This window comes from Lentzea sp. CC55 (assembly GCF_021056325.1).
In the GTDB taxonomy this organism is placed as follows: domain Bacteria; phylum Actinomycetota; class Actinomycetes; order Mycobacteriales; family Pseudonocardiaceae; genus Lentzea; species Lentzea jiangxiensis.
This window is the reverse complement of the sequence record NZ_JAJCXE010000025.1, coordinates 23,034-42,112: the sequence shown is the minus strand read 5'-3', so window position 1 is coordinate 42,112 and position 19,079 is coordinate 23,034. Positions and strand designations below refer to the sequence as shown.

Annotated in this window: 23 protein-coding genes; 14 read left to right on the top strand and 9 right to left on the bottom strand. The window is 71.7% G+C overall.

All coding sequences use genetic code 11. The features are described from left to right. Window positions 1–1,243: glycohydrolase toxin TNT-related protein (locus tag L6E10_RS22260; RefSeq protein WP_236221468.1), on the top strand; the 1,243-nt coding region annotated here is incomplete at its 5' end. After that, complete coding sequence (locus L6E10_RS22255; RefSeq protein ID WP_236221467.1) at window positions 1,240–1,500, top strand: hypothetical protein; 261 nt, start codon at window positions 1,240–1,242, stop codon at window positions 1,498–1,500. The genes L6E10_RS22260 and L6E10_RS22255, both read left to right, overlap by 4 nt. Here the strand turns inward: L6E10_RS22255 and hisN are convergent. After that, a complete protein-coding gene (gene hisN, locus L6E10_RS22250; RefSeq protein ID WP_236221466.1) occupies window positions 1,481–2,260 on the bottom strand; it encodes a histidinol-phosphatase in 780 nt (259 codons plus the stop codon). The genes L6E10_RS22255 and hisN overlap by 20 nt on opposite strands. Before the next feature lie 31 nt (window positions 2,261–2,291). Between hisN and L6E10_RS22245 the strand changes: the two genes are divergently transcribed. Together L6E10_RS22245 and L6E10_RS22240 are read left to right on the top strand one after the other, a co-directional pair. After that, entirely contained in the window at window positions 2,292–2,966 is a 675-nt protein-coding gene (locus L6E10_RS22245; protein WP_236221465.1) for a response regulator transcription factor, read from the top strand. Beyond that, window positions 2,966–4,240, top strand: a complete 1,275-nt coding sequence (locus L6E10_RS22240) for an ATP-binding protein (protein ID WP_236221464.1) — start codon at window positions 2,966–2,968, stop codon at window positions 4,238–4,240. The genes L6E10_RS22245 and L6E10_RS22240 overlap by 1 nt, the downstream gene beginning before the upstream one ends. An 18-nt stretch (window positions 4,241–4,258) precedes the next feature. Here the strand turns inward: L6E10_RS22240 and L6E10_RS22235 are convergent, their stop codons facing one another. From L6E10_RS22235 to L6E10_RS22225, 3 genes are all read right to left on the bottom strand, one after another. After that, window positions 4,259–4,795, bottom strand: coding sequence for a GtrA family protein (locus L6E10_RS22235; RefSeq protein ID WP_236221463.1), 537 nt, complete (start codon window positions 4,793–4,795; stop codon window positions 4,259–4,261). Further along, on the bottom strand, window positions 4,725–5,324 hold the full coding sequence (locus tag L6E10_RS22230) for a GtrA family protein (RefSeq protein WP_374237253.1): 600 nt from the start codon (window positions 5,322–5,324) through the stop codon (window positions 4,725–4,727). The genes L6E10_RS22235 and L6E10_RS22230 overlap by 71 nt, the downstream gene beginning before the upstream one ends. A gap of 112 nt (window positions 5,325–5,436) precedes the next feature. Next, complete coding sequence (locus tag L6E10_RS22225; protein ID WP_236221462.1) at window positions 5,437–7,692, bottom strand: sigma-70 family RNA polymerase sigma factor; 2,256 nt, start codon at window positions 7,690–7,692, stop codon at window positions 5,437–5,439. A 141-nt stretch (window positions 7,693–7,833) separates the two neighbouring features. Between L6E10_RS22225 and L6E10_RS22220 the strand changes: the two genes are divergently transcribed. The 7 genes from L6E10_RS22220 (at window position 7,834) to L6E10_RS22190 (ending at window position 13,789) form a co-directional block, all read left to right on the top strand. Beyond that, window positions 7,834–8,601: a GGDEF domain-containing protein gene (locus L6E10_RS22220; RefSeq protein WP_236221461.1), complete on the top strand. Its 768-nt coding sequence runs from the start codon at window positions 7,834–7,836 to the stop codon at window positions 8,599–8,601. 112 nt (window positions 8,602–8,713) lie between these two features. Beyond that, the gene (locus L6E10_RS22215; RefSeq protein WP_236221460.1) at window positions 8,714–9,094 is read left to right on the top strand and encodes a GntR family transcriptional regulator; all 381 of its coding nucleotides are present in this window, start codon (window positions 8,714–8,716) and stop codon (window positions 9,092–9,094) included. Beyond that, window positions 9,091–9,885, top strand: coding sequence for an ABC transporter ATP-binding protein (locus tag L6E10_RS22210; RefSeq protein WP_236221459.1), 795 nt, complete (start codon window positions 9,091–9,093; stop codon window positions 9,883–9,885). Before L6E10_RS22215 ends, L6E10_RS22210 begins: the two co-directional genes overlap by 4 nt. Beyond that, window positions 9,882–10,841 carry a hypothetical protein gene (locus tag L6E10_RS22205; RefSeq protein ID WP_236221458.1) on the top strand — a complete coding sequence of 320 codons (960 nt, stop codon included), beginning with the start codon at window positions 9,882–9,884 and terminating at the stop codon, window positions 10,839–10,841. The genes L6E10_RS22210 and L6E10_RS22205 overlap by 4 nt, the downstream gene beginning before the upstream one ends. Before the next feature lie 24 nt (window positions 10,842–10,865). Continuing rightward, window positions 10,866–12,062: a 5-(carboxyamino)imidazole ribonucleotide synthase gene (locus L6E10_RS22200; RefSeq protein ID WP_236221457.1), complete on the top strand. Its 1,197-nt coding sequence runs from the start codon at window positions 10,866–10,868 to the stop codon at window positions 12,060–12,062. Further along, the gene (purE, locus tag L6E10_RS22195; RefSeq protein WP_308102846.1) at window positions 12,059–12,547 is read left to right on the top strand and encodes a 5-(carboxyamino)imidazole ribonucleotide mutase; all 489 of its coding nucleotides are present in this window, start codon (window positions 12,059–12,061) and stop codon (window positions 12,545–12,547) included. The genes L6E10_RS22200 and purE overlap by 4 nt, the downstream gene beginning before the upstream one ends. A 78-nt stretch (window positions 12,548–12,625) precedes the next feature. Further along, the gene (locus L6E10_RS22190; protein ID WP_236221456.1) at window positions 12,626–13,789 is read left to right on the top strand and encodes an acyl-CoA dehydrogenase; all 1,164 of its coding nucleotides are present in this window, start codon (window positions 12,626–12,628) and stop codon (window positions 13,787–13,789) included. A gap of 252 nt (window positions 13,790–14,041) precedes the next feature. On the opposite strand, the gene L6E10_RS22185 is transcribed toward L6E10_RS22190, so the two are convergent. The 3 genes from L6E10_RS22185 to L6E10_RS22175 form a co-directional block, all read right to left on the bottom strand. Next, window positions 14,042–14,398, bottom strand: a complete 357-nt coding sequence (locus L6E10_RS22185) for a hypothetical protein (RefSeq protein WP_236221455.1) — start codon at window positions 14,396–14,398, stop codon at window positions 14,042–14,044. A gap of 184 nt (window positions 14,399–14,582) precedes the next feature. Beyond that, a complete protein-coding gene (locus tag L6E10_RS22180; protein ID WP_236221454.1) occupies window positions 14,583–15,065 on the bottom strand; it encodes an SRPBCC domain-containing protein in 483 nt (160 codons plus the stop codon). Continuing rightward, entirely contained in the window at window positions 15,062–15,388 is a 327-nt protein-coding gene (locus L6E10_RS22175; RefSeq protein ID WP_236221470.1) for a helix-turn-helix transcriptional regulator, read from the bottom strand. Before L6E10_RS22175 ends, L6E10_RS22180 begins: the two co-directional genes overlap by 4 nt. 109 nt (window positions 15,389–15,497) lie before the next feature. Between L6E10_RS22175 and L6E10_RS22170 the strand changes: the two genes are divergently transcribed. The 3 genes from L6E10_RS22170 (at window position 15,498) to L6E10_RS22160 (ending at window position 17,154) form a co-directional block, all read left to right on the top strand. Further along, window positions 15,498–16,256 carry an META domain-containing protein gene (locus tag L6E10_RS22170; RefSeq protein ID WP_236221453.1) on the top strand — a complete coding sequence of 253 codons (759 nt, stop codon included), beginning with the start codon at window positions 15,498–15,500 and terminating at the stop codon, window positions 16,254–16,256. 10 nt (window positions 16,257–16,266) lie between these two features. Then, window positions 16,267–16,608, top strand: a complete 342-nt coding sequence (locus L6E10_RS22165) for an META domain-containing protein (protein ID WP_236221452.1) — start codon at window positions 16,267–16,269, stop codon at window positions 16,606–16,608. A gap of 129 nt (window positions 16,609–16,737) precedes the next feature. Next, window positions 16,738–17,154 carry a DoxX family protein gene (locus tag L6E10_RS22160; protein ID WP_236221451.1) on the top strand — a complete coding sequence of 139 codons (417 nt, stop codon included), beginning with the start codon at window positions 16,738–16,740 and terminating at the stop codon, window positions 17,152–17,154. Here L6E10_RS22160 and L6E10_RS22155 read toward each other — a convergent pair. Further along, entirely contained in the window at window positions 17,135–17,818 is a 684-nt protein-coding gene (locus L6E10_RS22155) for a TIGR03089 family protein (protein ID WP_236221450.1), read from the bottom strand. The genes L6E10_RS22160 and L6E10_RS22155 overlap by 20 nt on opposite strands. 9 nt (window positions 17,819–17,827) lie before the next feature. Next, the gene (locus L6E10_RS22150) at window positions 17,828–19,030 is read right to left on the bottom strand and encodes an LCP family protein (protein ID WP_236221449.1); all 1,203 of its coding nucleotides are present in this window, start codon (window positions 19,028–19,030) and stop codon (window positions 17,828–17,830) included. Window positions 19,031–19,079 lie beyond the last annotated feature (49 nt).

Below are 19,079 nucleotides of genomic sequence, written 5' to 3'. Positions count from 1 at the left end.
CGGTCAGCAGGCCGGTGCGCAGCCCGGTCAGACCGCCCAGGGCCAGCAGGCGCAGCAGGCCGCCAAGGCCGCGGAGGCGAAGGCCGGCGAGGTCAAGGCCGGTGAGGCCAAGGCCGGTGAGGCCAAGGCGGGCGAGGCGAAGCCGGGCGCTCCGGCGTCCTCGGCGGCCAAGACGGGCCTGCCCGGTGCCGCACCGGCGCCGGGTGGCCAGGCGGGCGGCGCGCTGCCGGGTCAGACCGCGAGCCAGGTGCAGGCGCCTGCCCAGGGGCAGGGCGGCCAGGCTCCCGGCCAGGCCCAGCACGGTCAGCAGGGCCAGGTGTCCGGCAAGGAAGGCCTCGCCAAGGACGCCCACAAGGACCCGTGGAAGGACGCGCTGCACCGGGACGCCGAAGCGGGCGACTTCGGCACCGGCGGCTCGGCGTCCGCACCGCAGAAGCTCGGCGACACCATCGCCACGCCCGCGGTTCCGCTCGCGGGCGTCGACCTCGGTCCGGCGGGCGCCGACCTCGGCGGTGCGCGGCCGAGCGCCCTCACCGACCGGCTCGAAGGCCAGCAGAACCAGGCGCTGGCCGACGCCGGTCTGGCGGGAGACGTCCTCCGGCACACCTACACCGCCGCGGCCGCGGGCAGCTGGTTCATGGCGATCTTCCTCAGCGCCGGGCAGGCACCGCGCCGCGCGCCGAAGCCCGCCCGCCAGCTCCCGCCCCCGCCGCAGGAGCAGGAGCGGGTCGTGCCGAGGTTCGCGCCCGGCGACCACCCGCGGGCGAACCTGGTCGGCACGTCCGCGCCCCAGCCGTCGGCACCGTCCGAGGGGCTGCGCCGGGACCACCCGGTCGTGCGGGAACTGCTGAAGGACCACGACCCGCTCGCGGGCATGCACGAACGCGACTGGGACAGCCTGTTCCTGAACGAGGACGGCACCCCGCGCTGGCCCGTCGAACGAGAGGGCGGCTACGAGGACAGCCAGCCCGAGGTGCTGAAGGCGGGCGCCGAGATCGACCGGTTCGGCACCCCGGAGGGCCGCGTCCTGAGCACGGCCGGCACGCCGTTCCGGGAGCGCTCGCTGCCCCCGCAGGCGGCGGACGAGGGCTACCGCCGGTACCGGGTCTGCAAGGACCTGCCGGTCCACCGCACGATCAGCGCGCCCTGGTTCGGGCAGCCCGGCGGCGCAAGCCGTTACCGCACCACCCACCCGGTCGCGGACCTCGTCGCGCTCGGCTACCTCACGGAGATCACCGCATGAACGTCGAGTCGCTGCCCGAGTGGCTGACCAGGATCGGCGTGCCGGACGACGTCGTCAGCATCGGCGAGGAGGCGGACCAGCGCTGGTGCCTGCTCACCGACGACGACGGCAAGGGCCACGAGGTCTTCTGGCAGGAGCAGGGCAACCGCTACGACTGGGCCCGGTTCGACGACGAGAGCGTGGCGTGCCACTACCTCTTCGGACGGCTGGCCTGGGCCCAGGTCGCGCGCGGAAGTCTCACCGCGCCAACAGCTTGAGCGCTTCCTCGTGCAGGTGGCCGTTCGACGTCAGCACGCTGCCGCCGTCGTAGCGCTCCTCGCCGTCGAGCGAGGTGAAACGGCCACCTGCCTCCGGGACCAGGACCTGGAACGGGGCGATGTCCCACGGGTTCGCGACGCACTCGGGCGCGAGGTCGACGGCACCCTCGGCGACCAGGCAGTGCTGGTAGAAGTCGCCGAACGCGCGGCTCTCCCACGTCGCGTCCACCAGGCGCAGGTACGCCTCGCGGGAGTGGTGCTCGACCCACGACTTGATGTCCGTTGTGGACACGTAGGCGTCTTCGAGGGAACGCACCCCCGACACGGAGATGGCGCGCTCACCGGAGGCGTCCGACGCGTAGGCGCCGGCGCCGGTGGCAGCCCACCAACGGCGACCCAGCGCGGGCGCGGACACGACGCCCACGACCGGCGTGCCGTCGACGACCAGGGCGATCAGCGTCGCCCAGATCGGCACACCGCGCAGGAAGTTCTTGGTGCCGTCGATCGGGTCGAGCACCCAGACGCGTGCCGCGTCCAGCGTGCCGCCGCGCTCCTCGCCCATGATGACGTCGTCGGGGCGTTCGGAGGCCAGCACGGCCCGGACCGCGTCCTCGACGGCGACATCGGCATCGGTGACGGGTGTGCGGTCCGGCTTGCGCTCGACGGCGAGGTCGTGGGCGCGGAAGCGGGTCGCGGTGATCGCGTCGGCGGCGTCGGCGAGGCGGAGGGCGAGTTCGAGATCAGCATCGTGGCGTGACACGCGGCGATCGTTCCACGAATACGCTGGTGCCGTGAGCGTGGTGTTGCTGGCCGAGGACGACCCGGCCATCGCGGAACCCCTCTCCCGCGCGTTGACGCGGGAGGGGTATTCGGTGCAGGTCGTCGGGGACGGGCCGAGCGCCTTCGAGGCCGCCGTCACCGGGGGCGTCGACCTCCTGGTGCTGGACCTCGGCCTGCCGGAGATGGACGGGCTGGAGGTCTGCCGCAGGCTCCGGCAGAGCGGCAGGGGCATTCCCGTGCTGATGCTCACCGCCCGTGCCGACGAGGTCGACTTCGTGGTCGGGCTCGACGCCGGGGCGGACGACTACGTCGCCAAGCCGTTCCGGCTCGCCGAGCTGATGGCCCGCATCCGCGCCCTGCTGCGCCGCCGGGCGCCCGGCACGCTCGAGGTCAACGGCGTGCGCGTCGACCTGGCCGCCCGCCGCGTCACGGTCGACGGCAGCGAGATCCAGCTGGCGAACAAGGAGTTCGAGCTGCTCAAGGTGCTGATCCAGCGCGCGGGGCAGGTCGTGAGCCGCGACGAGATCCTCTCCGAGGTCTGGAACGACCCGGACCTCAAGGGCAGCAAGACGCTCGACATGCACATGTCGTGGTTGCGCCGGAAGCTCAGCGACGGCACCCCGAACTCCTCCGAGAAGCGCATCGCGACCGTGCGCGGCCGCGGCTTCCGCTTCAACGCCGACTGATGCGCCGCCGGATCCTGCGGGCCATCCTGCTCGCCGTCGCCGTCACGGGCTTCGTGCTCGGCATCCCGCTCGGCTACACCGCGCTGCAGCTCGTCGAGGACACCGCCCGCGGCGACCTCACCGAACGGGCCCAGCGCATCGCGACGACCCTCGACGACCAGATCGCGAACCGGCAGAGCATCGACGTCGAGGCGGTGAAGATCGCCATACCGACGGACGGCCGCCTCACGGTCGTGTCGGGAGGCGTCACCAGCACCACCGGTCCCTCGCCGGGCGACAACCCGCTGACCGTCGAGCTGCCGATAGCGCAGCAGGGCAGCGTCCGGCTGGAGGTCCCCTCCGGGCCGATGCACACCAGCCAGGCTCAGGTGGCGGGCCTCGTGCTGCTCCTGCTCGCGCTCTCGGTGGGCACCGGCACGGTCGTCGCCCTGGTGACGGCGCAAACGCTTGCCCGGCCGCTCGGCCACGTCGCCGCCCGCGCGTCCCGCCTGGGCGCCGGCGACTTCCGCGCGGACGACAAGCGCTACGACATCCCCGAGCTGGACGCGGTCTCCGAGGCGCTCGACACCTCGGCCACCGCGCTCGCCCGCCTGGTGCAGCGCGAACGCGAGCTGGTCGGCGACGTCTCCCACCAGCTCCGCAGCCGGCTCACGGCCCTGCAGCTGCGGTTGGAGGCCCTGGCGGAGCACCCCGAACCCGACACGGCCGCCGAGGCCCGTGCCGCGCTGGAACAGGCCGAACGCCTCGCCGCGGTGCTGGACGAGCTCCTCGCCGCCGCCCGCGCGGCCAGGGCCGTGGGCGCCGAGCCGCTGGAGATGCGGCCCGCGCTGACCGCGATCGCCGAGGAGTGGCGCGAACAGGTCAAGAGCCAGGGCCGGGCGCTGCGCGTGCGGGTGCCGGACGGCCTGCTGGCCCGCGCGACCCCGGCCCGCCTGCGCGAGGCCATCGGCGTGCTGCTCGACAACGCCCTGCGCCACGGCGAGGGCTCGGTCGTCGTCTCCGCCCGCGGCGAGGACGGCACGGTCGTGGTCGAGGTCAGCGACGGCGGTGCCGGCGTGCCGGACGAGCTTGCGGCGCACATCTTCGAGCGCGGCGTCTCCGGCGGCGGCTCGACCGGTGTGGGGCTGGCGCTCGCCCGTGCGCTGGTGGACGCGGACGGCGGCAGGCTCGAACTCTCGACGGCGCGGCCGGCGACGTTCGCCGTGTTCCTGCCGGTGCCGAAGGCCCAGGACGTGGTGGGGATCCCCTGGAAGACGCCGACCACCCCGCGGTAGTGGTGCGGCGACGCGCGACTAGGAGTGGCCGAGTTCCTTCTCGTCCTCGATCGACCGCTTGGCGCCTCGGGCGTTCTCCTCGGGGAACACCCAGTTCTTGTAGCCGTACCAGCGGAAGGCCATCGCGACGAGCGTGCCGACGATCTGCGCGCTCAGGAAGTCCGAGATCTCCTCGGTGAGGCGCGACACGTGCGGCTCCTGCAGGTGGAACGCGTACCGCGCGATGTAGAGCGGCGCCGAGTTCAGCACGATGCCGATGCCGTTGACCAAGAAGAACAGCGCGGCCTCGTGGTGGCGCTCACGGCCACCGCGGGTGCGGAACGACCACTCCCTGTTCAGGACGTACGACACGATCGTGGCGACCAGGGTGGCGATGATCTTCGCCGTCACCGGGTTGTTCGGCAGCACGACCGTCTTGATCCCGAAGAACAGGACCGTGTCGATCACGAAGCACGTGCCCCCGACGAGGGCGAACTTCACCAGCTCACGATGCTTCAGCGCGATCGACCGGATCGGCTCCGGGAACCGGGAGACCACTGTTTCGGCTAGGGACACGGGGCGAGTCTACGGAGATCGGGTGAACGCGCCGGTCAGGTCGGGCTCCGGCGTCCGGGAAGACCCAGCGGCGCATGGCCCAGAACTTGAAGCCGGTGGCGAGCAGCATGCCGATGATCGAGCCCGAGACGAAGTCCGCGATCTCCTCGGTCATGGCCGCGACGAACGGGGCCTGCAGGCCGAACAGGTGCCGCGACAGCCACAGCGGCAGGATGTTGATGCCGACGCCGATGCCGCTGACCAGGAAGAACAGCGCGGCTTCGTGGTGGCGTTCGCGGCCACCGCGGGTGTGGAACGACCACTCGCGCGAGAGCACGTACGAGGCGATGATCGCCACCAGGACGCCGATGACCTTCGCCGTGACGACCTTGTCGGTCAGCACGGTGAGCTTGAGCGCGTACCAGACGCCGTTGTCGATGAGGAACGTCGTGCCGCCGACCAGGGCGAAGCGGATCAGCTCGCGGTGCTTGTGCAACAGGAACTGGAGCGGTTCCGGCAGCCGGCTCATGGCGCGGCGAACGACTGGCAGCACCGCGCCAGCTTACGGATCAAGGTAACGGCGCCTGCCCTCGGGTGTTACCTTCCGCCACTCAGAGGCACGCCACCTGCACGTTCGGTGACGGCCGAAGATCAACAACTGCTCAGTCCCGCGGCGGTGCGCAGTCCGGCCACCCGATGATGCCGCCGATCAGCCCCGGGACCAGGCCGGGCGGCCCGCACGGCTCGGGACCCGGCGGCGTGGTCGTCGGCGGCGGGGTGGAGGGCGGCGGCGTCGGCGTCGGCTCGACCGGCAGCGACGGCAGCGTCGGGACCACCGGCGCCGAGGGCTCGACCGGGTCGACCGGCGCCACCGGCACGGTCGGCGACTCCGGGGCCTTCGGCTCGGCGGGCTTCGTCGGCCTGGTGGGCTCGGTGGGGCGCGTGGGCCGCGTGGTCGTCGGCGGGACCGTGGTCGACGTCGGCGGCTCCGGCTCTTCGGCGACCGGCGGGTGCCACGGCCAGCCCTTCACCGGCACGGTGACGGACTTCGCCGCGGTGCCCAGCGCGGCCCTGACGGTGATCTCGCCGCCGCGGTGCGGCCGCCCGAACACCCACAGCGACATCCGGAACTTGCCGCCCTTGTCGAGGTCGGCGACGCAGCGGATCGAGTTCTTGTCCGTGCGCCGGCATTCCGGGTACGCCGTGAAGAGCACGACGTTCTCCGACGCCGACACGTCGAGCTTCAGCGTGCCGGCGCGCGGGCCCTTGTTGCGGACCTGCACGTCCACGCGCGGGTCCCAGTGGAACTGCTGCCACGTCGACACGGTGAGGTCGATGTCGTCGTTCACCGGCGGCACGTCGACCGCGACGCTGACGTCGACCGAGATCGACGCGCCCGCGCTGATGGTGCCCGTGATCGTGCCGGGAACGGCGGCGTCGGTCGCGCGCAGCCGGAACAGGAACGTGGCCTGGCCGCCGGGCGCGATGCCCCGCGGGGTCGCGCACGTGATCATGCCCGTGCCGGCCGGGCAGGTGACGTTCTGCTCGGCCGAGCCGTCCGGCTGCAGCACCCTGGCGGTGAACGACGACGCCCCGCCGGTCGAGACCACGCCCGGCGGCAGGGTCAGCACCATGCTCGCGGGCGGTGCCGCGGTGCCGCCCGTGTTCCGGACGGTGATCGGGAAGTCCTTGGGGTCCTCGCCCGGCGTCAGCACGTACCCGCTCGGAGTCGTCGGCGTGAGCGACGGCGGAGCGGGTTCGGGCTCCGGTTCCGGCTCGGGTGCCGGCTCGGGCTCGGGAGCGGGAGCGGGAGCGGGGGGAGCCGGTGGTGGCGGCTCCGGCGAGGGTTCCTGGGACGCGGGCGGCGGAGGTGCCGGCGGCTGGGCAGGGGGGACGAGTGCCGGCGGCACCGGTCGCTGGGTCTGGACCTGGGTCTGCGCCGGGGGCGTGGGGACGGCCTGGACGGCGGGAACCTGCTGCTCACCGCCGCTCGCGGCCAGCGCGATCGCCACGGCGGCGGCGACCGCGGCGGCGGAACCGCCGACGGTGACGAGCTGGCGGGGGATCGCGGCACCGGCCGCGCCCGCGCCCCCCGCGGTCGCTCCGGCGCCGACGACGGCCGTGGTCGTGCCGGCCGCCACCAGGTACGTCGTGGCGCCGATGCCCAGCACCAGCGGGGCGACGAAGATCCGCAGCGCGCCGTTGACGTCCGCGAGCTCGGCGGCGAGCGCCCGGCACCGGCCGCACTCGTCGAGGTGCGTCTCGACCTGGGTCGACTCGCGCTTGGACAGGCCGCCGCGGGTCCAGGCGCCGAGCCGGTCGACCGTCGCCCGGCAGCGTTCGGCGTCGCTCTCGGTCAGGTGCATCTGCAGGTACTGCTGCTTGAGGCCCTCACGGGCGCGGTACGCGAGGGCGGACACGCCGTTGGCCGTCATCCCGAGCAGCGGGGCGACCTCGGCGGGCGACTGGCCCTCGATCTCGGTGTGCCACAGCACCATCTGCCAGCGCTCCGGCAGTGCCGCGAACGCGCGGGCGGCCAGCGACCGCTCGAGACCGGCGACGGCCGTGTCGGTGAACGCGACCGGCGGCGCGACCTCGGTCATGTCCTCGGTGAGGTCGACCCTCCGGTCGCGGCGGGTCTTGTCGTACGCGGTGTGGCGCAGGGCCGTGAGCAGGTAGGCGCGGAAGGCCGAGTCGGGGCCGCGGCCGGCGCGGAGCGTGTCCAGCACCTTCGCGAACGCCTCGGACACGAGGTCGTCGGCCTCGGCCTGCGACCGGGCCAGCTGGCGGGCGAGGTTGTAGGCCGCCGCGACGTGGCGTTCGTACAGCCGGCCGTAGGCGTCGATGGTGCCGCCGCGCACGGACTCGATGAGTTCCGCGTCGCTGGGCTCCTGGACGTCTGCAGGAACGATCGCCACAGTCTTCGTTTCCCTCCTCGCGGCGCTCAGTGTGACTTACGGCGCGTTGCGCAGTCATCTCAATCCCCCGCGCGGGTTGCGTCACGAACGGGCGACGGGTGCGTCTCCCACCTGGAATCGGGTGAGCTGAGAGGAGACCGGGTGGGTGTCGCACAAGCGGAACGCCTCCTGAAGTCGAGGTGGCGCACCGCCACCATGGCCGCAGGCTGGGCTTTCCCCGCGGACTGGCCGCTCGCCGAGGTCGACGACGTGTGCGCGGCGGTGCTGGAGGGCGCCGACCCCGGCGACGCGCTGGTCCGCCTGGGCCGGGCGAGAGCCGAGACAGGAGCGGGCCTCGGCGAGACGTTGCTCGACCTGGCCGCGCTGCACGCCGTGCTGACCGACTCGTCGCACGTGGTGTCGCCGGACGTCGACGCGCTCCCTTCGGGGATGCTGCGGATGACGGCGCTGGGCTGGGCGGACGTCGTGACGAGGCAGGCGGGCGACTGCGCGGCCGAGGACCCGCTGACCGGGCTCGCCACCTCCGCCTACCTGCGCACGCGCCTCGGCGAGGTGTACCGGGAGACACCGGTCGCGCCGCTGGACTACGTGCTCGTGCTGCTGCGCCTCGACGTGCACCGCGCCTCCGGCTGGTCGCGCGTCGTCGCCATGACCCTCGTGTCCGACGCGCTGCGCACGGTTTTCGACAACGGGGAGACGGTGGCAACCCTCGGGCCGAGCGTGGCCGCGGTGCTCGTCCGTCGTGACGAACTGCTCTCGCGCAAGGTGTCGAACCTGCGGGTGCTGGCGGCCGACCGCCTCGCCGACGACCCGGACGTCCGGCCGGCCGGACCCGCGAAGGTCTGGATCGAACGCCTTCCGGACTCGCACACCGAGGCGTGTGCGCTGCTCACCTCGCTCGGGCGCTGATCACCCCCTGTCCCGCGCCCGGGGGTTCTCCCCGTGTCCCCACCGGGCCGCTTCCCAACGCCCGCGAAAGTGTTCTATTGTCCTAGTCAACTAGAACAATCTGGGAGCGTGCGTGGTCGAGTTCCACGTTGACCGCGGCAGCGGATTTCCCGCGTACCTGCAGCTCGGGCAGCAGGTCAGGGAGGCACTGAGGCTCGGCTGGCTGAAGCCGGGCGACCGGCTGCCGACGGTCCGCGACGTCGTCGCCACGAGCGGCGTGAACGCGAACACCGTGCTCAAGGCCTACCGCGAGCTGGAGCTCGCCGGCCTCGTCGAGGCCCGCCAGGGCTCCGGCACCTTCGTCAAGGCGTCCCTGGGGTCCGCCGCCCCCGAGGACCTGGACCCGCTGCGCGAGAGCCTCGCCGGGTGGGTCGCGGAGGCACGCTCCGCCGGGTTGGAGGACGAGGACATCCACGCGCTGCTGCGCGAGGTGCTGAGTGGGGGAGCGCAATGAGCGTGGTCGCGGCCGGGCTGTCGAAGTGGGCGGTCCGCAACGTCTCGTTCGAGCTGCCGCCGGGAAGCGTCACGGCGGTGGTGGGGGCCAACGGCTCCGGCAAGTCGACGCTGCTGAACGTGCTGGCAGGGCACCTGCGGCCGGAGTCGGGGCACACCTCGATCGCGGGCAGGGTGGCCCACGTGCCGCAGCACAAGCCGATGTACCGCAGCTTCAAGGTGGCGGACGTGCTGGAGTTCGGGCGTCGCATGAACGACGTCTGGGACCACCGGCGCGCCGACGAGTGGCTCACCAGGTTCAAGGTCCCGCGCAAGCTCCAGGCGGAGGACCTGTCCGGCGGCCAGCGCACGCACGTGACGCTGGCGCTGGCGCTGGGCTCGCGCCCGGACGTGCTGCTGCTGGACGAACCGCTGTCCGAACTGGACCCGCTCGCGCGCCGCAAGGTCATGCGCGAGCTGCTGACCGAGGTCAGCGACAACGGCACGACGCTCGTCTTCTCCACGCACGTCGTCGCGGAGATCAGCGGCGTCGCCGACCGGCTGCTCCTGCTGTCCGGCGGGAAGGTGCTGATCGACGGGGACACCGACGAGCTGCTCGAAGAACACGTTCTCTACACAGGCCCGCACGCCTTGAAACCACCCGTGGAGGGACCCGTGGTCCTCGCGAAGCACGGTGAGTCGCAGTCGTCGTTCCTCGTGCGCTCCGGCGGCACGCCGATCGACGAGCCGTGGACCGCGCGGTTCGTGACGCTGGAGGAGCTCGTCGTGGCACACCTGGAGCGTGCGGCATGAGGCTCGAGTCACTCGCCTGGCTGACCTGGCGCCAGCACCGCTGGTCCGTCATCGGGGTCGTGGCGTTCGGGCTGCTCGCCGCCGCCGCCCTGTTCTCGACGGAGAACGGCCAGGCGGGCTCGCTGCTGATGGCCGGCTTCTACGGCCTCATGGCGCAGCTCGTGTTCGGTGGTGTGGTCGGCGTCTTCTGGGGTGCGCCGCTGATCGCCCGCGAGCTCGAGGAACGCACCTTCTTCGTCGCGTGGGGGCAGGACGTCACCCCGGTGGAGTGGTTGCGCGGCAAGGCTCTCGTGCTCGGATCGCCGGCCGTCGCGCTGGGTGCGCTGGTCGGGGCCGGCAACGGCTTCGGCGGCCGGGGGTGGGGGTGGGCGGGCTTCGAGTCGTCCCCGCTCGTGCAGGCCGGCTACGCGGCCCTCGGGTTCGCGCTCGGAGTGCTGATCGGCCTGCTGTCCCGGCACGTGATGACGGCGATGGCCGCGACGCTGGTGGTCTTCACGCTCGTCCGCGTGCTCCTGGCCGTGTACGCGCGGGACCACTACCTGCCTCCGAAGCGGTTGATCGCCACCTGGGGGGAGACCGCGACGCCGCCCGGCGGCAGCGTCGAGCTCGGCGGCGGCTTCGTCGGTGCCGACGCGGAACCCGTGTCCGTGGCGGAGGTGTGTCTGGGGGTCGACGCGGACACCTGCATGCGCGGCAAGAAGTTCGCGATAGGCACGTACGTCGACTACCAGCCGGTCGACCGGATCGGGCTGTTCCAGTTCTTCGAGTTCGGCGTCTGCGCGCTGCTCGCCGCCGGACTGTTCGCGCTGGCGTTCCGGAGGCTGCGCCGCGTCGGGACCTGGAAGCCCTCCCGTTCGCACCGCCGCATCACGCCCGAGGCGCCGGTCGTGGTGCTCACCGAGCCCGCCGCGGGCGGGGAGGACGCGCAGAAGGCCACCACGACCAAGGCCGAGTGAAGCCGCAGGTAGAATGCCTGAACCGTGGACTCTCGCACCCGTCTCCCCGTCGTCGGAATGATCGGCGGCGGCCAGCTCGCCCGCATGACGCACCAGGCCGCGATCCCGCTCGGGCAGTCGCTGCGCGTGCTCGCCGTCTCCGAGAACGACCCCGCCGCGCTCGTCGCGCGGGACGTGGTGCTCGGCACGCACACCGACCTGGACGCGTTGCGCGCGTTCTCGAAGGGCTGCGAGGTCGTCACGTTCGACCACGAGCACGTGCCCGGCGAGCACCTGCGCGCGCTCGTGGCCGAGGGCGTGAAGGTGCACCCCGGTCCGGATGCGCTGCAGTACGCGCAGGACAAGCTGAAGATGCGCGTGCGGCTCGCGGAGCTGGGGTTGCCGGTGCCGCCGTTCGCCGAGGTCCACGGCGTCCGCGACGTGCTGGAGTTCGGCGCCGAGCACGGCTGGCCGTGCGTGTTGAAGGCGGTCCGCGGCGGCTACGACGGCCGTGGCGTGTGGATGCTGAACACCCCGCAGAGCGCCGAGCGGGTCGTTCCCGAGCTGCTCGAGGCCGGGACGCCGTTGATGGTCGAGCAGTGCGTGCCGATGCGCCGAGAGCTGGCCGCCGTCGTGGCGCGCTCGCCGTTCGGCCAGGGCGCGGCGTGGCCGGTCGTCGAGACCGTGCAGTCCGACGGCATCTGCGTCGAGGTCCTCGCACCCGCTCCGGCGCTGGACGGCGACGAGGCCCAGGCGCTCGCGCTGAAGGTCGCCGACGCGCTGGGCGTCGTCGGCGTGCTGGCCGTCGAGCTGTTCGAGACCGCCGGCGGCGTGGTCGTCAACGAGCTCGCGATGCGCCCCCACAACTCCGGCCACTGGTCGATCGAGGGCGCCCGCACCTCGCAGTTCGAGCAGCACCTGCGGGCCGTCCTCGACTACCCGCTGGGCCGCACCGACCTGATGGCGCCGGCCGTCGTGATGGCGAACGTCCTCGGCGCCTCCGAGCCGCCCGCGATGGGGCCGGACGAGCGCGTGCACCACCTGTTCGCCCGGTTCCCGGACGCGCACGTGCACCTCTACGGCAAGGAGGAACGGCCGGGCCGCAAGGTCGGCCACGTGACGTTCCTCGGCAACGACATGGCCGACGTCCGCCACCGCGCCCGCCTGGCCGCGGACTGGCTCTCCACGGGCGTCTGGTCCGACGGGTACGACATCCACGGCGAAGAGCGGAGCGCGGAGTGACTCAGGTTGGCGTGATCATGGGCAGTGACTCGGACTGGCCGGTGATGAAGGCGGCCACCGAGGCCCTCGCCGAGTTCGACGTGCCGTTCGAGGTGAGCGTCGTCTCCGCCCACCGCACCCCGCAGCGCATGCTCGACTACGCGAACTCGGCCGCGGGCCGGGGCTTGCGCGTGATCATCGCGGGCGCCGGCGGTGCCGCCCACCTCCCCGGCATGGTCGCCTCGGCCACCGTGCTCCCGGTGATCGGCGTCCCCGTGCCGCTGAAGTACCTCGACGGCATGGACTCGTTGCTCTCGATCGTGCAGATGCCCGCGGGCGTCCCGGTGGCGACGGTGTCCGTGGGCGGCGCCCGCAACGCGGGCCTGCTGGCCGTCCGGATGCTGGCGTCCTCCGACGTGGCCCTGCAGCAGCGCATGGCCCGCTTCCAGGCGGAACTCGAGCAGCTCGTACTAGACAAGGACGCGGCTCTGCAGAAGTCCCTCTGAGTGCTCAACAGCACAGCGGCGCTCGACGTGAACGGGCGCTAACATCGTGCCGAGTACTCGCTACTGGGAGGTAACAAGGTGAACCCGAGCTTCGGCACCTATCAGCTCGCCGAGGAGCACGAGGCGCTGCGAGAGGCCGTCCGCTCGCTCGCCGAGAAGGAGATCAAGCCGTACGCGGCCGAGGTCGACGAGAACGAGCGCTTCCCGGTAGAGGCCCACAACGCCCTGGTCAAGGCGGGCTTCGCGGCCGTCCACGTCCCCGAGTCCTACGACGGCCAGGGCGCCGACTCCGTCGCCACCTGCATCGTCATCGAGGAAGTCGCCCGCGTCTGCGCCTCGTCCTCCCTGATCCCGGCCGTGAACAAGCTCGGCACGATGCCGATCCTGCTCTCGGCCTCCGAAGAGCTCAAGCAGCTCGTCATGCCGTCCATCGCCTCGGGCGAGGCCATGGCTTCCTACGCCCTGTCCGAGCGCGAGGCGGGCTCCGACACGGCGTCGATGCGCACGCGCGCGGTGCTGGACGGCGACCACTGGGTGCTCAACGGCACCAAGTGCTGGATCACCAACGCCGGCGAGTCCACCTGGTACACCGTCATGGCCGTGACGGACCCCAACGCAGCGAAGAAGTCCGCCGGCATCTCGGCGTTCGTCGTGCACAAGGACGACCCCGGCTTCTCGGTGGGCCCGAAGGAGCGCAAGCTCGGCATCAAGGGCTCGCCGACCCGCGAGATCTACTTCGAGAACTGCACGATCCCGGAGAACCGGATCATCGGTGAGCCGGGGACGGGTCTGAAGACCGCTCTGAAGACGTTGGACCACACGCGTCCGACGATCGGTGCGCAGGCCGTGGGCATCGCGCAGGGCGCGCTCGAGGCCGCGGTCGCGTACGTCAAGGACCGCAAGCAGTTCGGCAAGTCCATCTCGGACTTCCAGGGCGTGCAGTTCATGCTCGCCGACATGGCCATGAAGATCGAGGCCGCCCGCCACATGGTCTACGTCGCGGCCGCCAAGGCCGAGCGGGGCGAGGCGAACATCGGCTTCATCACCGCCGCCGCCAAGTGCTTCGCGTCGGACGTCGCCATGGAGGTCACGACCGACGCCGTGCAGCTGTTCGGCGGCGCCGGGTACACGCGCGACTTCCCGGTGGAGCGGATGATGCGCGACGCGAAGATCACGCAGATCTACGAGGGCACGAACCAGATCCAGCGCGTCGTGATGTCCCGCGCCGTCCTGAACGGCTGACACCTCCGGTAGCGGAGCGCACCGCGACCCTCTTCACGTCTCCTGAGTGCACGCGGGGGCCTTTCGTTCGCGCCACGCGAACGAAAGGCCCCCGCGTGCATCCGGAAAGCCGGGGGTGGGGAGGCTTTGTGGTGACGGACAAGGCTTCGGCCGGCAGCTCAGCGGAGTCGATCTGCTGACGGAGATCGGTCTCGATGTCCCGGCCCGCGGTTCTGCGTGGCGACCAAGCCCCCGGGAGAGGCGTGGCTTGGACTACGCGGCCACACAGGTGCCGATCGCCTCGCCGATCGCCCCCTTGGCTCCCGGCACGCAGGGCGACTCCGGCGTCAACGACCTGTCGGACGCTTGCTGTGCGAGGGCGATGGCCACGTTCATCATCCGCATGAGGCTGCCGCTGTCGCGGGCCGCCAGCACTGCCGCGTCACGTGCTTCCTCAGTCGTGCAGCTGATGTCCGTGCCGGCCCTGTCCTCGCGCGGCAGCCACAGGGCTTTGGTGCCTGCGGCGCAGGGTGTGATCTCCCACCGGGTGGGCTCCGCCGCGCCGGCGAGGGGAGGGGCGGACACGGTGAAGCCGAGTGCGAGGGCCAAAGCCACCAGGAAGCGTCCCATGCACCTCAACGTAATCACACGACGTGGCCCCTTCCGGGGGAACCGGTTCCCCCGGCCGGTGACTACGCTCCGCCCGGCCCCGGTGGAGGTACACCGGCCACTGTGGACTCACCGGGGATGTGCTCCGCGATCGGCAACCGGCCGCGGAGCACCGGGTCCCAGGTCGACCGTTCCCCCGCGCGGGTCACGACAGCGTGGCCAGGACCTCGCCCAACCGCTCGTACGACCGTCCGGCGCCGTCGGCCATCCCCGTGGCCAGCACCGCGTCACGCGCCTCCTGCGACACGAGCCGCATGGTGGTCGTCATGGTCGTCCGGCCGCCCTCCTCGACGAACTCGACCACGGTCCGCGCCGGCGGGTTGTCCTCGAAGATCTCGGTGTTCGCGATGCGCGAGTGCGGCACCACCTCGGTGTACTCCCCGTGCATCTCGAACGCCTGCGAGCCGTCCGGCAACGCCCAGCCGTAGCGCCACTTGCCGCCGACGCGGAGGTCGATCTCGCAGATCGGCATCTCCCAGCCGTCGGGGCCGAGCAGCCAGCGCCGCAGGAGCTCCGGTTCGGTGTACGCCTTCCACACCAGGGCGGCGGGCGCGTCGAACGTGCGCGTCATCGCGATCTCGGTGTCGGACGGCAGGGTGACCTCGGTGCCGAACTTGGTGGTGCTCATCGTTCGTTCTCCTTCATCTCGGTCAAGAGCGCGTCGAGGCGCGCGTAGCTCGCATCCCAGAAGCGGCGGTAGTTCTCAGCCCACACGGCGACTTCCTCCAGCGGTGTCGCGTCGAGCCGGCAGGGGCGCCACTGGGCCTCCCTGCCGCGGGTGATCAGGCCTGCCTTCTCCAGCACGCGCAGGTGCTTGGAGATCGCCGGGCCGCTGATGTCGAACGGCTCGGAGAGCTCCTTCACCGTCGCCGGGCCCTCGGTCAGCCGCGCGAGGATCGCCCGGCGGGTGGGGTCCGCCAGTGCGGCGAAGGTGGCGCTCAGCTGGTCCATCTCGTACCTAACCACTTGGTTATCTAACCTCTGGGTTAAGTAAGCCGCATCGACGTGCCGATGTCAACCCCCGGGCAACCGCGGAGCGTGCCGGTTCCGTCCTGGAACCATGAGCAGCCGAATCGCCCTCGCCGTCCTGGTGCTGGCCGTCGCCGGATGTGGTGACCGGGCCGCAGGTCAGGGCGCGGACCTGCGGGGCAAGGTCTACGTCTCGTCGTCGGTCACCGAGCAGGGCAAGTCCCGAGCCCTGGTCGAGGGCACGAACGTCGAGCTGAGCTTCACCGGCGACGGCAGGCTGATCGCCCGGGCGGGCTGCAACCAGATGCAGGGGCCGGTGAGCCTCGACGACGGCAAGCTCTCGGTGGCGGAGCTCAGCACCACCACGATGGGCTGCCCGGACCCCGAGCTGCACCGGCAGGACCAGTGGCTGTCGGACCTGCTCGGCGCGAAGCCCGCCTGGAAGCTCGACGGCGCGAACCTCGTGGTCACCGGTTCCGGCACGGAGATCGTCCTCGCGACCGAGCAGCCCGCCACCCTGGAGGGCACCTGGACCGTCGACGGACTCGTCACCCGTGACGCCGTCTCGTCGGTGCCGCAGGGCGCGAAGGCCACGCTCGTCTTCCGCGACGGCGTCATGAAGGTCGACACCGGCTGCAACTTCAACGGCGCCGACCTGCCGTACGAGCTGCGCGGCCAGGTGCTCGAGGTGCAGCTGGGGCCGACGACGCTGAAGTCGTGCGGGCCGGTGGACGAGGTCGAGAACGCCGTCCGGGCGGCGTTCGAGGGCGGGCAGGTCACCCACGAGATCAAGCGCAGCACGCTGACGCTGACGAACGCGTCCGGCGCCGGTTTGACGCTTCAGAAGTAGGAGGAACGGCATGCGGGAACTCGAAGGTGCGTGGACGGTCGACGGGCTCGTCTCGGGCGACGACGTGTCGCCGGTGCCGGCCGGGGTGAAGGCGACGATCTCCTTCGAGGACGGGCGGATCCACGTGCACGGCGGCTGCAACAGCGGTTCGGCCGACGGGTGGGAGGTGGACGGCCGGACGATCACGTTCGGACCCCTGGTCTCGACGTTGATGCTGTGCGGCCCGGACGAGATGGCGGTGGAGCACGCGGTGTTCACGGCGCTCGGACGAGGCGAGGTCACCTACCGGATCGACGGCGGGGCGGTGACGCTGACGAACGCCGAGGGCGCGGGACTGAGGCTCAGGAGGTAGCCCGACCTGCGAACCTGTGGAGTCGCTGTTGGCTTCCTGTCGAAATCATGAGGTCGTTCAAACCTGCACTACTTTTGGTTCGAGGTTGAACGACCTTCAGCGGAACGACAGGATCGGGGAGCAACGGACATGGTCAAGGACATCGCCGCACTCATCGGGCGCATCGCCGTCGGCGTCGTCTTCGTCGCGCACGGCTGGCAGAAGTTCACCGAGTACGGCATGGCCGGCACCGCCGCGTCGTTCGACAAGATGGGGGTGCCGCTGCCGACGCTGTCCGCGTGGTTCGCCGCGGTGGTCGAGCTCGTCGGTGGCCTCGCGCTGATCGCGGGTCTCGCGCTGCCGGTCGCCGGCGTGCTGCTCGCCGTCAACATGCTCGGAGCGTGGCTGATCGTGCACCTGCCGAACGGCCTGCTCGGCGAGGGTGGCGCCGAACTGGTCGTCGTGCTCGGCGCCGCGGCCCTCGCGCTCGGCTTCAACGGCGGCGCCTACGCGCTGGACCGCGTGCTGTTCAAGAACAACAGGGTGCTCAACCCAGCTGCAGCGTGACCTTCTCGCTCTCCCGGCGCGCGGCCACCAGGCCCGCGTCGGGATTGCTCACCTGCACCAGCGATCCACCGGCCGCCAGCACGGCCAGGAACCCTTCCACCACACCGGCGGGCACGTTCCACTCCACAGTGGACAGCACGCGCTGGTCGGCGCCCAGCTTCGCCCCCAGGTCGCGCGCCTCGGCCACCACTTCCTCCACAGTGGACCCGCACAGCGCCGGTGTCGTGCCGGGCGTCGGCTGCCACGGCGTGAAGTCGTCGCCGTGCACCCGCACGTCGTCCATGTAGTCGACGGGTGCGCCGGAGCCCCGGCCCCAGACGTCCAGCGAGGCGACGGCCACGACGTCCGCGTCCGCCGTGCCGCCGGGCGGGACGACGGCGACCTTGGCCTCCTCGCCCGCACCGACCACGTGGGCACCGCACCACCACGCGCCGAGCAGCAGGCCCGCCGTCTGCCAGTGCGCGGGCAGCAGCACCGCCACCGGGTCACCCGGCTCGACGTCGTGCTCGTCGCGCAGCCAGTTCGCGGTCTTCGCCGCCCAGTTCGCCGTCGTGGCGCGGGACAGCTCCATGCGCGTGCCGGCCGCGTCGTCGAAGTGCGTGATCAGCGGACGGCCGGGGTCGGCCTTCAGCAACGGCGTGAAGAGGATCTCGGTCACGCTCACGCGGCACTCCTAGTCGACGCAGGGCACATCCTGTTGGGCCTGGACGGCGTGCGCGCCGTCCAGCGAGAGCAGCTTTTCAGGACCGAACCGCGACGGGGCGGCCGGGGTCGCGGACGACGGTGCCGTGGAGGAGGGGGCGGGCGCCGGGGTCTCGCCGATCTGCTGCGCGACCCACGCCTTCACCGCCTCCCGGTCGACCGTGACCACGCTCTGGCCGCGCTCGTTGCGCGCGTCGATGCTCGTCACCGGGATCGTGGCGAACTCCACGTTGCCCGACGCGAGGCCCTGCGCCTGCGCCGCGAGCGTCGCGAGGTCGAGCTTCTGGTCCACGACGACGGACTTGGACACCGCGTCCAGCAGGCCGTTCATCTTCGCCGGGTCGGCGAACGTGCCCGCGGACAGCAGTTGCTTCATCGCCTGCGACATGAACACCTGCTGCCGCGCGATGCGACCCAGGTCACCGCCGGGCATGTTCCGCTGCCGCACGAACGACAACGCGTCGCCGCCCGAGACCAGCTGTTCGCCCGCGCGGAAGTTCGCGCCGGAGTTCGGGTCGGACGTGCCCGCCTTCAGGCACACCTTCACGCCGCCGATCACCTCGGTCAGCAGGTAGAACCCGTAGAGGTTGATCTCCGCGTAGTGGTCGACGCGCATCCCCGTCAGGTCCTGCACCACCTGCACCAGCGCCTTGCGCCCGGCCTCGTCCGACCGGCGCTCGCGCTCCTGCTGGTCGCTCACCCCTTCGGCCTGCAGCCGCTCGGCGGTGAGGAACTTCACCGCGCCGTACGCCGAGTTGATCTTGTCCTCGCGGAAGCCGGGGATCGGCACGGACGTGTCGCGCGGGATCGAGATCGCGCTCGCCTTGCCGCCGTTGCGCGGCACCCGCATGACGATGATCGTGTCCGTGTTCACCGTGTCCGTGCCCTCGGTGCGCAGCTTGCGCAGCACGTCGGCGGGAAGTGGCCTGCCCTGCGCGTCCGTCCGGCTGTCGCTGCCCACCAGCAGGATGTCGATCGCGCCGTCCTCGGCGGGCGGCGAGTTCGGAATGTCCTCCAGCACTTGGAGGATCTCCGTGGTGTTGGTGTTCTGCTTCACCAGGCGCAGAGCGGTCCAGAAGTAGCCGGAGAACGCCAACGTTGTCACCGCCGCGAGTGCGATGACCGTACGGCCCAGTACCCGTGCGGTCTTCTTCGCGCGTGCGGCAGTGCTCACCGTCGGTCCTCCGTGTGCTGGATTTGCGTGCTCAGCGTAACTATCGGAA